The organism is Candidatus Endomicrobiellum trichonymphae (assembly GCF_002355835.1).
GTDB lineage: Bacteria > Elusimicrobiota > Endomicrobiia > Endomicrobiales > Endomicrobiaceae > Endomicrobiellum > Endomicrobiellum trichonymphae.
Map to the genome: position 1 here is coordinate 848,663 of NZ_AP017459.1, position 13,860 is coordinate 862,522.

A 13,860-nucleotide genomic window follows, 5' to 3' on the forward strand; every position below is an offset into this window, starting at 1 on the left:
TTTTATTTACAGTCGTAAGCATTTTTTATTTTTTCAGACGACAACCAACCCGACAATTTGAACTTTTTTTACCCTTATTATTGCAACAATTACAACTGCCTTTTATTAAATGTTTTGCCATAAGCACGGCAGCAACTACCACAACAATAATTATTATTATATTCTGCAATATTCTTAAAGCCTCTTTTTTTAAATCAATGACAAAAAAACAATAGCATTTTTATTTTAACTTTTCGAATTAAAAACCCACTTTGTTTTTTTCTTTACATACCTATATTCAGCAGGGTTCCGAGCTGGAAAACAATAAACGAAACTATCCAAGCAAAAATCGTATTTCCTATAACAAGAAGCGCAAGCCACTTATAACTTGAACCGGTCTCTTTAAAAAAAACTGCGACAGATACGATACAGGGTGTATATATTAGACAAAAAATCAGAAAAGCTATACCTTTAAGTGGCGACCAGTTATCGTCAGTCGCAATTTTTTCTCTCAAAGTCCGGGTATATCCTGAATTAACTTCGCCAGCAATAGAGTAAACCGTACTCAAAGTGCTTACAATCACTTCTTTTGCGGCAAATCCGGCTATTAAAGCAATAACTCTGTTGCCGTCTATACCAATAGGTTTAAACAAAGGTTCGAAGATTTTTCCCACTCTTCCGGCAATGCTGCAGTCCAATTGAAGCGCCGATTTTTCAGCTTCGGTAAAGTTTTCATTTAAAGGAGCTTGGGGGTAAGCAAATACCGCCCATACCAAAATTGATATTAAAATGACTACGGTTACGGCTTTGCGCACATAGAGCCAACTTCTTTCCCACATTTTTAAAAATAAACCTTTAATTGTGGGAAGATGATAAGGAGGAAGCTCCATAACAAAATGAGTCGACTCCCCTTTTAATAAGATTGTTACGCTCAAGAGTTTTGCAATGCCTAAAGCAATAACAACACTCAAAAAATACATAAAAAACATTACAGTTGCCTGATATTTCGCCGAAAAGAAAGCACCTATAATAAGAGCAAATAGCGGAAGCTTAGCGCCGCATATCATAAACGGCACTACAAACATAGTTATAAGCCTGTCGCGTTTTGAATCTAGAGTCCTTGTCGCAAGAATACCCGGCACCGCACACCCGTTGGTTGAAAGCATTAAAGGCAGAAATGATTTTCCATGAAGTCCGAATCTGCTCATAATTTTATCCATTACAAAAGCGGCTCTCGCCATGTATCCGGAATCTTCAAAAAATGCAATTGCAAAAAACATAAACAGCACTAGCGGAAAAAATCCGAGCACACCGCCGACTCCGCCGATTATTCCATCAACAATCAAAGAACGCACCGGACCATCCGGGATAAGTCCCATAATAGCGCCACCAAACCATCGAAAAAATAAACCTAAGAGTTTTACCGCAGGTTCTGAAAAAGTAAAAGTAAACTTGAAAATTATATACATCACTACAGCAAAAATGGGAATCCCCATGTACCTGTTGAGCGTAAAACTATCAATAAATTCGGTCATATCAATTTTTTCCCGCCCTGTTTTTTTTACAACCATTTTTACGACAGCTTTCGCGAAACCGTAGCGTCTGTCGGCTACTTCAATTTCCACTTTTCTACCGAAATGTTCTTTAATATGATTTCTGCTTTTTTTAATCTGCTCTGATATTTCAGTTTCGTTACCTGCTTTGCAGACAAGTTTTAACGCTAAAGGATCATTGTCCAATAATTTTATCGTAAGCCAGCTTTTGGGAAATTTTGACAATACGGAGTCTTTCGATATAAGCTTTTCAAGTTTTTCGGTTTCACCTTTAATATCGTCACCATAATCAACCTTGACTCTTATCTGATTTTTAAACTCTACATTCTCAAAAGTATTTACAACACAATCCAAAATATCGACAATTCCTACATCTTTGCTTGCAACTGTGGCAAATATCGGAACTCCCAAAATGTCCGACATAACTTTTTTATCGACAGTTTTCCCATGCGATTTTAGAATGTCAACCATATTCAAAACCATTATGACGGGCATATCAAGTTCCACTATCTGAGTAAACAAATAGAGATTACGCTCCATGTTGGCAGAATCAATTACGTTAACTACGACATCAAGCTTCTCATTAAGTAAAAAATTCCTTACCACCACTTCGTCATCAGAATATGCAGAAAGACTGTAAGTGCCGGGCAAATCAATAAAGTTTACATTGTATCCCTTGTATTTTTTTAAACCCTCTTTTTTTTCCACCGTTATTCCGGGGTAATTGCCGACATTCTGGTTAGACCCTGTCAAACTGTTAAAAATTGTTGATTTACCGCTGTTTGGATTGCCCACGAGAGCAACTGTAATATTTTTATCTGTATTCATACGTTATTTCTTCTTCAATAAAATTTTATCGGCAATTTTATTGCTTAAAGCAATTTTTGAATCTTTTATTTTAATCATTGTGCTACCTTTTAGACCAGTGTTTTCAATAACAGTTAAATATTCGCCCGGAACAAAACCCATTTCAAGAAGCCTGTATGCCAATTTTCCATCGCAATAAGCCGTAATAAATCTATAAACACCTGGAACAGCATCGCTTAATTTAGCCATACCATTATATTTAAGACAGTCGTTAAACGATTTATACTTTTGAAAATGAGCCTTGACCCAGCGCTCATGCCAATATCTATAAATAAGCTTTATAATTTTTTTCAGATATTTCATATCAGCCCCATCTTTAGTTATATATAATTATTTTAGTTTTAACTAACTAGTCTCAAACACAAAAACAAAACGGCAATACATAACTTTCAATTTATTTATAATCTTTCCATTTTCCCAAATATTCTTTTAAATTAATCAAATCTTCATATTCCGTAAGGAAATATTTCTTTAAAAGAATATACAATCTTTCAAGCTTGTATGTATAGTTTCCACACCGACCCAATGCTCTATTTCACAGACTTCTCTTTCAGCAACTCTGCTGTCTATAAAAAACAGAGTATTCAAAAATTTATACAATATTCCAGGTTTTCTTTGAACTTCCCAAGCTATCTTCTCTCACTTATCGGTTAAATCAACATATCCGTATTTCTCATGTATTACAAGTTCATTTTCGGCTAAGAAACTAATTGCGACATTAACGCTTGAACTTTTAACATTTAAATATTTGGCAATATCGCCAATTCTTGCGCATTCTTTTTTTCTTTTCAGCACTGCAATAGTCTCAAGATAGTTCTCAAGCGAGGCGCTTAAACTGTTAAGAGCCTCGCTTCTTCTAACCTTTACCATTAAAACCTCGAAAAATATAAATCTTAGACTAATATAAAATTTTTGGATATTCTTGTCAATCAAATACTACAGCGCCCATCCCGATTTCACTTAAAAGATTAAATACAGTCGAAGAAAAATAGAAAGGATTTATACAAAAAGAAATACAAAAGATAAGTAAAGAAAGAAAAGCAGAAGTAAAAATACAACAATGAGAGAATTTTATACTAAGTATAGCACAAGAAAGAGGCAGGTATTTACTTGCGGGGGCAGGATTTGAACCTGCGACCTTCAGGTTATGAGCCTGACGAGCTACCGGACTGCTCCACCCCGCGCCTACGTATCTATTTTTAACAACTATATTATTATATCAAAGATTGAGTACATTTGTCAAACATTTTTATTATGCAAACCGATTTTTGGACGAGTGTTCACCTGCGATAGAACCAAAATTATTATTCAAGATTTTGGCAGATTATTTCTTCAAGTCTCTTATTATAGAAGTTGATTATATAAATATCTTTTTCTTCGTCACCTACATCCGGCATATTCGAGATAAAAAACATATCTATACGCACCTCTATAAACGTTTTATAGACGTTTTTAGTTATAAAATCGACTTCTTTTTTGCTTTTTTCAGGAAAAGACAAAGCGATATTTTTGAGCATATCTTTTTTTCTTATAGGGATAAGATAATACGCTACGCATCCCAAAAATTGAGCAAGAATCCTACGCAATAAACGAACTGCAAAAATCAGTATTTTTAACACGCAATATTCTGCAGTCCGGTTTTTTTCATACGAACGTTTTCTTAATTTTCTTTTATAAAAATCTTTGCAAGCATGCTCTTTTTAAATTTGACAGCTTTATGCGGACACATCTCGTGACAACAAAAGCAACTTATGCATTTTTCTGCATCAATATGCGGATACTGATTACCTGCCGCCCGTATTGCCTCTACAGGACACGCTCTAGCACAAAGCATACACTTTACGCATATTTTTTCATTTATATCCGCTTTTACCCATAAAAATTTCCCCAAAATACGTATTAAGGATTTCGGGAACAAATCCAACTTTCTCACGGATGGGAATTTGAATTTTTTTAAATTAAAACTTTCAGATTTTTCGCCTGAAACTTCAACCGTTTTGAGAATGTCTTTTGTTATTTTTAAATTTTTTAATATGCCGCTGTTTGATATGTCGTAATTCAACTCGTTTAACAAATATGCGTCAAGAACAGCAGTATCGCTCGAAGCAGCAATTAAATTCGTTTTTCTAACTTCACCGGCACTTGGACCGTTTCCTTCCATAGAAAGAACACCGTCGATAAGAGTAAATCTTATTTTATCTTTAAAAAATAAATAAATATTCGTAAGCAGATCCGCAAAATCTTTGCTTTTAAATGCATATTTATGATATTCCACTTTCATAAGACCCGGGACTAATCCGTAAAGATTTTTTACGCCCGCAGAAAAACTCATCAACGCATGCGTTTTTAACTTCGGCAGATTAATTATTCCATCGCAATCCAGAGCGGCATTTGAGAAATTAACTTTTTTTATATTTTTATCGTTAATGTCAAATTCTTTTGAACCGGAAGCTTCAAAATTTATAAGTTCAACATTTTCCTCCTTGCAAATTCTTTCCATCTGCGTCGTTTCCCATAAATTTTTTATGTTTCTTATTGCGCCGCCAGGACTGTCGCCGACCGCGGGCACAGCTCCCGCTTCTTTTACAAGTTTTATAACAACCCTTACGATTTCAGGGTGCGTTGTTATCGCTTTGGATGGATCTTTTGGACTTAAAAGATTGGGTTTGATAAGAATTTTCTCCGACGGACTTATAAAAACAGATATGCAGCCCAGCAGTCTGACCGCTTCTCTTACGGCATTATCCGCTTTACTGTAATCGTCACATTTTATAAGACTTATCTTTGTCACCGACATAAAATTCCTGATATATAATTATCATGCTCTTTTTTCTATTATCCTGAAAAAAACAAAGCAAGCTGCAAATCATTAAAGTATCCGGAAAAACTGGATTTTTCAAAAATTCACAACTTTAATGCCCATGATTTACAATGACAGACAACCATAAAGAAATAAAGTGATAAACGTTTACAGTTTACAGCAAAAAATAACAGGTTCACTGCGTAACTGCATCGTTTTGTTTATTCATTTTTACAGATATTATTTTTGAAATACCCTGTTCTTCCATCGTAACACCGTAAAGAACATCCGCCATCTCCATCGTACGTCTATTATGAGTTACAATCAAAAACTGCGTTTGTGCGGAAAACTCTTTAACCATAGCGTTATATCTGCCTACGTTTGCATCGTCTAACGGAGCGTCAACTTCGTCTAAAATACAAAAAGGCGAAGGCTTAACCACAAAAAAAGCAAAAAGCAGAGCTACGCCAGTTAAAGCTTTCTCGCCGCCGGAGCAAAGCGAGATATTCTGCAATTTCTTTCCTGGAGGCTGAGCATAAATGTCAACACCGCTTTCAAGCAGATCATTTTCATCAGTAAGCATTAAATCTGCTTCTCCGCCACCAAAAAGTTTTCTATAAATCTCTTTAAAGTTTCCCTTTACAATGTCAAAAGTCATCTTAAAGTTCTCTACGGTAACCCTATTTATTTTTTTTATAACTTCATACAAATCGTCTTTAGCTTCCAGCAAATCCTGTTGCTGCATTAAAAGGAAACTATATCTTTTTTCTAAAGCATCGTACTCTTCCTGCGCAGCAAGATTTACGGCACCCAAAGATTCCATTTTTCTCTTTATTTCCGCAATTTCTTCGCTGTTTGCTTCATCAACACCTTCAAAATCATTTTTAATATCTTCATAGTTTTTACCGTACGTTTCGGCAAGTCTTTTTTTCAAATTATTTTTCTGATATTCAAAATTCTTTATATCGGACTGCATATTTTTTATTTCGCTGTTTAAACCGTCAACTTTACCACATAAACCGCGCCATTCTTTTATTTTTGCGTCCAGAGCATCTTGCAGTGTCTGCTTATCCGTCAAAGAAATCCTCATTTCGGCTTCTTTCTGGGTCTGCTGCTCGTATAACTGATGCATTTTTACTGCCTCTGTTTCCTGCGTAGCAAGCAATTCTAAAAGTTTCTCACTGTTTTCCCTAATCCTGTTTTCAGCATACACTATCTGCTGCTTAATGTTGGAAATATTGTCAAGAATATACTGCTGTCCTCTCCTCATGTTTTCCAACTCAGCAGCTTTTTTATCCCAACTGCTTCTGGCACTCATCATAAATGGAGCAATAAGTTCTTCTTCTTTTCTCACCGAAAATATACCGTTGTCAACAGTTTTTAATTCCTCGTAAAGCTTATCCTCTTCATTTTCATAATTTGCGAGTTTTGTTTCAAAACCAAATATTTTTCTGCTAAAAGATGCAAGTTCTGTTTTTTTAGAATTTATTTCTTCTTTGTGTCTGTTTATTTCCCCGGCAATTCTTTTTAATCCGTTTTTTTTCTCTTCAATCCGGGAATGTTTTTCCTCGATCTGAGTTTTTATTTTTATCGTATCAAAACCTAATCTCTCTTTTTCAAGACGGGAATTTATCTGATATTCTCTTATTTGCTCTATTTCAGACTGCACGGAAGAAATACTCCGCCTGATTTCATCAGACTTTTTCTGAAGTTTTTTTATCTGCTCTTCAATCAACATCGGTTTCTCAAAAGATATTTTTCCGCCGCCTTGAACTATGACATTTCCATAAATTTTATTCCCGCAGACAAGAGTATAGGAACATAAAAAGCGGATTATTTTTTCATCTTCCGGATTATATCTAAAATATTTTATAAGTTCGACATATCCCAGAGGAAGTCCTATATCGGATTTCCTATAAGAATCAGAAATCTTTTCAGCAACTATAAAAGAAAGCCTGCACAAACCGTTGTCTTCCAAAAACTTAATAGCTCGTTCGACTCTTTCTGAAGTCTCACAGACAAGGTAATTTAATTTTTCGCCTAAAGCCGACGCTATAAGTCCGATTTTATCATCATTAACATCAATTAAACTGCTTACGGGACCTCTTGCAACATTTCCCAAACTCAGTACCGCTCTTATAGACGATCTTACGGGATCCTGTTGATCAAACTCCTTTAAAGTAGCTATGCGGGCTTCACTTGAAACAAGAGTTTCTTTGTACTGCAACAAACTGTTTTCCAGAGTTTTTATTTTCTCTTCATTTTCTGAAACAGTTTTATTTATTTTTTCGTTTTCGGATTCAAATAACCACCGCGACTTATCTGCGGTAGTAAGTTCGGCATCAATTTCTGCAATTTCCCGATTTGCGGATTCAACATCATTTTCAAGCATTGTTATCATTCTCTCCAAAGAAATGATATCCGCATCAAGACGTGTTTTTATTTCCGCAAGCTCTGTTTTTAATTTAAGCTGCTGCTCTTTTTCAGACTTAAGTTCTGAAATCCTTGAACGAATTTCGTTTTCTTTTGATTCAAGTTCCAAAAGTCCAACTTTTATCGAATTGTACTGCAGTTCTTTTTCTTTGAAAACGTTTTCAAGACAAACGACTTCAACAGACAAAGAGCCATCGTCGGTATTTAAAGTTTTAAGCTGTTCTTCCATTTGAACAACTTTATCGCGGATTGTCACAAGCTCATGCCCAAGTCTTTCCTGCTCAGCTTTTATCTCGATTTCGCGACTCATAGCATGCTGTATTATCTGGTCGGCAACACCTATCTGCGTTTTTATTTCGCTTAAATCTCTATTTATATTCACATACTGTTCGTTTCTGCCGTCTAAGGAAAAACGCATATCCTGAATTTCCACATCAAGCTGCGCTATAAAGACATTGTCTGATTCAAATTCCTTTACTTTAGGGTCCAAATTTTTTTTTATTCTTTCTATTTCACCGATGCCGCAGGTTATGTGTCGCACCAAAGAGACAATTTCATATTTTGCAAGATTTTCTTTGTACTCTTTATACTGTTTTGCCTTTTTTGCTGCAGAGTTTAAATCCGCTATTTGCTGTTTATGAATAACAAGAGCATCTGACAGACGGGACATATCAGTGTCGATTTTTTCAAGTCTTCTTAAAGTTTCTTCTCTTTTCACTTTATACTTTGCTATTCCGGCAGCTTCTTCAAACAGCTCTCTTCTGTCTTCAGGTTTCGCAGTAGTCAAAAAGTCAACTTTTCCCTGCTCGATAATTGAATAACCGTCATAGCCTATACCGGTATCCAAAAACATACCTCTTATATCTTTAAGTCTGCACTGTGTTTTGTTTATAAAATATTCGCTTTCCCCGCTTCTGAATAATCTTCTTGTTATGATAACTTCGGAATAATCTACAGGTAAACCATTCTGCGAATTGTCAAAAGTAAGAGAAACTTCAGCCATTCCGGTAGTAGTTCTTGTCTGCGTGCCGCCAAATATTACTTCCTGCATATTGGAGCTTCTCATCGATTTTGCTTTCTGCTCTCCGAGACACCAGCGTATGGAATCCGATATATTAGATTTGCCGCAGCCATTAGGACCCACAATGCCAGAAATGCCGGGTTCAAAATCCAATACTGTTCTGTCGGCAAATGATTTAAAACCGCATACTTCCACTTTCTTTAAGTGCATTATTATTCCCCACAGATTTCTTATCGCTGTTCGTCAATCAAAATTTTTACTTCCCAGATTCAATCCCGCCTCAATCTTTACTGACAGTTACCGCGACGGTCCCTACAAAACCGAACATGCAAGAGCAGAAACCGGAGATGTTTTAGCCAAACTCCTGCATAAAAAGTTTTCTTTTTTTTAAATACTTCAAGATTCTTTGTTCTTGTTTTTAAAATCGCACTGTTTCTGGGATGAAAAATCCTGATTTGAAAAAACTTTATTGCCGTATATCGCATACTTCTTATATATCCTGCCCTTCATCATTTCTGCACTGCACTGCGTCATTATATTGTCTTCAAGCACCCAAGAAAGCTCGCAATGTTTATAGCCGATTTTAAGCGCATTTTTTAAACCTTTTTCATACATAACAGCTTCAATACCCTTATGTCTATATTCTTTTATAACACCCATAATCATCAGTCTTAAACTGTCTATTTTCCTTCTGTAATATAAAAATTTAAAAACTCCAAACAGAAAAAGTCTACCGTTAATTTTTTTCAACACATAATTATAATCCGGCACAGATATAAGCATTCCTACAGGCGAACCCGCCACTTCCGCTATTACTACCATCTGCGGAATTATAAGTATTTTTAACTTCGAGGCAAGAGCGGCAAATTCTTCATCGCTCCAAGGCACAAAACCCCAGTTTTTTTCCCATGCACGGTTATATATTGATTTTACAACCTTTAAATCTTCTTCAAACGAACTTTCCTGCATAGTTCTTATTTTTAACGTCGGAAGTTTCTTTTTTGCTGCGGCAATAACTCTTTCAAGCCTGCCAACTCTTGAAGCTTCGCTGATATCCATATCATAAGCATAAAGTTCTTTTACTTTTTTAAGACCGTATTGCTCAACAAGACGCAGATAATACTGCGGAGTATAAACCATCATAAGACTAGGTGGTATATCAAATCCCTCCGACAAAAATCCGCACTCGTCATTTATCGACGGATTCATAGGTCCTATCATCCTGTCTATACTTTGTTCTTTAAGCCAGTTCTCCGCCGCTGAGAGAAGAGATCCAGCAGCCTCAGTGTCGTCGTAACATTCAAAAAAACCAAAAAAGCCGCACTTATCATATTGAAAAGTTATATAATTGTAATCTATTATCGCCGCAATTCTACCAATGACATTGTTATTATCATCGTAAGCTAAAAAAAGCTGCTTTTTTGCGTGCAGCCAGAAAGGATTTTTATTTTCTGAAAGTATTCCTTCGGCATCTGAAATCAGAGGCGGCACCCACGGACTATTTTTTGAATACACTTTCCAAGGGAATCGTACAAACCTCTTGAATTGCTCTCGGGTATCTGCTTTAATTATCTTCATTTTATTTTAATACAGCCGTATAATTTTCGATACAATTAAATTATTATTCTCCGACGTATTGTGTTCAGGTTTTTTTACAAATCTTGAAACTTACGGGAAATTCACAATTCCGTTTTCCATATAATTACAACAAATATGTTTTTGCAGGACGTGTCGTTTTTTTCGCGGCATAAAAACTAAAACTTTTTTCGAAAATATCGGCGTTCTTTATAAACCTTCCTTTTCATAAAATAGTATAGTTTAGAAAAATTTATTGCTCAAATACCAATTATACGTTATTTCAGAAGCAACTTCAAGCGAGGTAAACTCAATATTTAAATCATTTTCGGCAGGTTCGGTGTCGGCGGTCCAATATTGCTGAAGCATTTCAACAATTTTCTGTCTGTTTAATACCGTAGGCTTCTTTGTTATATAGGATAAAGATCCCGCCGCTATTGCCGCAAATTTAAAGACAAAATCTGCAACAGGCAGAGGAATTGTCTTTATATCGGCAGAAGAGGATATAATTTTGCCTATTTCAGACCAAGTATATACAGTAGAATTTGCAAGATAATAAGTATTATTATCGGTTTTTTTATTTTCCAGACATGATGTTACGGCATTTGCAACATCTTTTACGTAGATAAGCTGTAAAAATCTTTTTGTCATTGTTGTAAGTCTCAAATGTTTATGTACCAAATTAAAAAATATAAAAATATCTTTATCTCTCGGACCGTAAATGACGGCAGGTCTTAAAATTGTATATGGAACTTTTCCGCAAAGATTTTTTTTAACCTCTGACTCCGCCACCAGCTTGCTTAACCCGTAATCCGAAACGGGATTATTTTTATCCGTAACTTTTTTAACACCACCGGCAACCGACGGTCCCATAGCCGCCTGCGAAGAAATAAATATAAACTTTTTTAGTCCCAGACTTACTTTTAGAACCGCCTCGCATAGATTTTTAGTATTTTCAGCGTTTGCTTTGAAGTACTCATCCATGCTCATGGCGCGTACAATACCCGCACAGTGGATAACACCGTCAACGTCTTTAACGATTGTCTCAGAAAATTTTTTATCGTCTAAATCACCGTATTTGTACTCTACAGATAAATTTTCCAACCATCTTAAATTTGACGCTTTTCTTACAGCGCACATAACGCTGTGTTTTACCTCAAGCAATGTTTCAACAATATGGCTCCCGACAAAGCCGTTTGCACCCGTAACTAAAACTCTCAATATCTATCCCTCGATACTGTTGATCATAACAGATCAATTTCTGCAAAGTTAATTAATAAGCAATAAGTTTTTGCTCTTTCAAAGCAGATTTTTATTTTTCAGTCATATCTTTACTTTTTCCGATAAAGCTTTTACTGCTTTTATGGAAACTTTTGAAATGCAGACTGTTGCATTGCCACCTATGCAGTCGCCTTCGCAGCCCATTACCTCAGTCAGATTTCCTTCTGCACATTTTTGATCCTTAACAATTCTTTTCAACTATCTGATTGCTTCTTTGTTCAAACCGTTGATTTATATGTGGCTTTGCTAAATCTTTTGTTTCAAGAACTTTTGATACGGCAGCCACAACCCCGCCTGCAACACAAAAACCGCGTCCATGTCTTGAATTTTCAATATCAAATTTTTCCTCTTTACAATCCTAAACTTTAATATCTTTTACGTTAAATAACGTCACAAGTTCCTCGTAATTTATTACATAATCAACATTGCTGTTTTCCCGCACTTCGTTTTTTTGCAATACAGTGACCTATGAACACAGTTAGAGCATCCTTATGTTCAGCTTTCACCTTCCCGGCAATATAGTAAAGAGTCGTCTCAGTATCCAACACAAACGTTCTTATTTCGGGCAGATGTTTTCTTATAAACTGATTATAACTCGCGCAGCAGGAAGTTACCATAATAGATCCGGCAGATTTCATTCTTTTTTCAAGCTATTATGTTTCATTTATTGCGGCTGTGTACGCTCCCTGCGATTATAGCGGATTTCAATTGATAAATGTTTCCAGAAAACTGCCCGACAATTTAAGGGCCGATCAAGGCAATAACTTTTTTACAGGAAACTATATTTTTTAAATGTCAATTATCTGACTTTTTTCGTGAGCAGCACCAAACGGACAACTCGTAATACACTTCCGCAATATATACAGGCTTTGTAATCTATCTGCGCGGTGTCAATTGCGGCAACCGAACAAGAATCCTCACAGGGAACGACTATTTTCACTACAGCATTCTATGGATAAGCCTCTATACATTTTACAGTTTTTACATTTATTGCCGTCAATTGCCGATTTTCCGCCGATTATGGCTACTGCATCAAACTTACATACCATCTCCGACAAAGATTTACCACACACACCTGACATAAGTTCGTCACATAAATTCTGTTAGGAACACAGCCTTTACAGACAGCTTCAATTGCCGTGAGAGGATTTTCCTCAGGGGAGGGGGCTTCACACTCTCTCAAGGGATCTTTCTGCATATTTTGACAAGTCAACCGTTTCACAGTCATCTTATATTGCAAAACCTAGTCCCGCTATAACGCGGACTTTAAGGATAGAGCGTTCTTTAAAATCATGAGAAAAGAATGCTCTCACAATCCTTGCCAAAATCTCTTTTTTTAAATCTATTTCCTGATTACCGTTATGCATTTTATAGTTTTTTTTCAATAGTTTGAGACTTTGTTGAAATTATCCGGATACAAAATCACAATTGTGCGTTTCACATCGGTCTACCGCGGTCGTTTATTTTTTAATGATAAATCCCAAATCAAGTTCTAAAGCAGTCTCTTTCACTACTTTTATATTATTTTACCATTTTTTATTTTCCATTGCCGCAAAAAAATATCAACATTTTCAAATATAAAGAAGAGAATCTTTATCTCAGGCAGAGAGAACTATCAGCAACTATTATTCTCTCCTTTTCACTTAACAGGCATTAGACTGTATCGGTATGACATTTTAAAGTCCTAAAAAGCTGAACTGATCTCAAAAACCCGAGAATATTAAAGTTAAAAAAACTAAGAGAATGAAATTGCAGAATGACAGTTTAAAAATCACTTAAAAGATATATAACTAAAGTTAATGAGCTTTTTTAAAGTTTCAGAAGTATTAAGAATAGTAGAATAAAAATATAAAATAAATGCAGACAACATTGCCGGGAAAGTTTTTAAGCACCAAAACAGCAAAAACAAGCAGATAAAAAAGCATGGCAATAATTAAAAAAGTATACACTCACATGGTGCGAAAGGTTAAAAATGGAGTAATCTGTTGTCATATTGGTGTAAAGTCGCAACGCAATGATATTCGTACAGCAGACGAGGTAGACTTTGAAATATCCGCACTTTTCTTATGTTGTTGCGAGAGCATTTGTTATTGCTATTGTATATTATATTATTGTTGCTTCTGTAAAAAGCAGGAGGAACACTTTATATTCTGGCTTGATGATACAGGAGTATGAATCTATGGAGCAAAACTATAATTTTTCTCTTATTCTTGGAAAGCTTCAAAACGATATTAATGAAAGCTCAGCTAATGAAAACAGTCAAAAGTCATTTTGCTTTTCCTGATCCCGATGTAGCAAAACTAAAATATAAAAATATGCGCTAGTATTTCGTTTTGATATCTTTAATGTTG

General features: G+C 35.5%; 15 protein-coding genes and 1 tRNA gene. 1 reads left to right on the forward strand and 15 read right to left on the reverse strand.

What is annotated here, in order from left to right; genetic code table 11:
• Positions 1–25 precede the first annotated feature (25 nt).
• The 15 genes from RSTT_RS06220 to RSTT_RS06235 form a co-directional block, all read right to left on the reverse strand.
• Positions 26–169: a hypothetical protein gene (locus RSTT_RS06220; protein ID WP_172412865.1), complete on the reverse strand. Its 144-nt coding sequence runs from the start codon at positions 167–169 to the stop codon at positions 26–28.
• 94 nt (positions 170–263) lie between these two features.
• Positions 264–2,360: a ferrous iron transport protein B gene (feoB, locus tag RSTT_RS04340; protein WP_096525795.1), complete on the reverse strand. Its 2,097-nt coding sequence runs from the start codon at positions 2,358–2,360 to the stop codon at positions 264–266.
• Positions 2,361–2,363: 3 nt separating this feature from the next.
• The gene (locus tag RSTT_RS04345) at positions 2,364–2,702 is read right to left on the reverse strand and encodes a FeoA family protein (protein ID WP_015423596.1); all 339 of its coding nucleotides are present in this window, start codon (positions 2,700–2,702) and stop codon (positions 2,364–2,366) included.
• 91 nt (positions 2,703–2,793) lie between these two features.
• A complete protein-coding gene (locus tag RSTT_RS06835) occupies positions 2,794–2,925 on the reverse strand; it encodes a hypothetical protein (RefSeq protein WP_269457757.1) in 132 nt (43 codons plus the stop codon).
• Between the two features lie 113 nt (positions 2,926–3,038).
• Positions 3,039–3,269 carry a metal-dependent transcriptional regulator gene (locus RSTT_RS04350; protein WP_096525796.1) on the reverse strand — a complete coding sequence of 77 codons (231 nt, stop codon included), beginning with the start codon at positions 3,267–3,269 and terminating at the stop codon, positions 3,039–3,041.
• A 240-nt stretch (positions 3,270–3,509) separates the two neighbouring features.
• Positions 3,510–3,583, reverse strand: a tRNA-Met gene (locus tag RSTT_RS04355).
• A gap of 120 nt (positions 3,584–3,703) precedes the next feature.
• A complete protein-coding gene (locus RSTT_RS04360) occupies positions 3,704–4,018 on the reverse strand; it encodes an LpxL/LpxP family acyltransferase (protein ID WP_096525797.1) in 315 nt (104 codons plus the stop codon).
• A 41-nt stretch (positions 4,019–4,059) separates the two neighbouring features.
• Entirely contained in the window at positions 4,060–5,196 is a 1,137-nt protein-coding gene (locus tag RSTT_RS04365) for a DUF362 domain-containing protein (RefSeq protein WP_096525798.1), read from the reverse strand.
• Positions 5,197–5,395: 199 nt separating this feature from the next.
• Positions 5,396–8,863 (reverse strand): chromosome segregation protein SMC, encoded by a 3,468-nt coding sequence (gene smc / locus RSTT_RS04370; RefSeq protein WP_096525799.1) that lies wholly within the window; start codon positions 8,861–8,863, stop codon positions 5,396–5,398.
• 186 nt (positions 8,864–9,049) lie between these two features.
• Entirely contained in the window at positions 9,050–10,231 is a 1,182-nt protein-coding gene (locus RSTT_RS04375; RefSeq protein ID WP_149030044.1) for a GNAT family N-acetyltransferase, read from the reverse strand.
• A gap of 240 nt (positions 10,232–10,471) precedes the next feature.
• Positions 10,472–11,449: an NAD-dependent epimerase/dehydratase family protein gene (locus tag RSTT_RS04380; RefSeq protein WP_172412866.1), complete on the reverse strand. Its 978-nt coding sequence runs from the start codon at positions 11,447–11,449 to the stop codon at positions 10,472–10,474.
• A 102-nt stretch (positions 11,450–11,551) separates the two neighbouring features.
• A complete protein-coding gene (locus tag RSTT_RS06225) occupies positions 11,552–11,707 on the reverse strand; it encodes a hypothetical protein (protein ID WP_172412867.1) in 156 nt (51 codons plus the stop codon).
• A gap of 221 nt (positions 11,708–11,928) precedes the next feature.
• Positions 11,929–12,147: a [Fe-Fe] hydrogenase large subunit C-terminal domain-containing protein gene (locus RSTT_RS07110; protein WP_096525802.1), complete on the reverse strand. Its 219-nt coding sequence runs from the start codon at positions 12,145–12,147 to the stop codon at positions 11,929–11,931.
• A gap of 279 nt (positions 12,148–12,426) precedes the next feature.
• The gene (locus tag RSTT_RS06230) at positions 12,427–12,591 is read right to left on the reverse strand and encodes a hypothetical protein (protein WP_172412868.1); all 165 of its coding nucleotides are present in this window, start codon (positions 12,589–12,591) and stop codon (positions 12,427–12,429) included.
• A gap of 147 nt (positions 12,592–12,738) precedes the next feature.
• A complete protein-coding gene (locus RSTT_RS06235; RefSeq protein WP_172412869.1) occupies positions 12,739–12,876 on the reverse strand; it encodes a hypothetical protein in 138 nt (45 codons plus the stop codon).
• A 677-nt stretch (positions 12,877–13,553) separates the two neighbouring features.
• Here RSTT_RS06235 and RSTT_RS06670 point away from each other — a divergent pair.
• A complete protein-coding gene (locus RSTT_RS06670) occupies positions 13,554–13,793 on the forward strand; it encodes a hypothetical protein (RefSeq protein ID WP_096525803.1) in 240 nt (79 codons plus the stop codon).
• Positions 13,794–13,860: the final 67 nt, after the last annotated feature.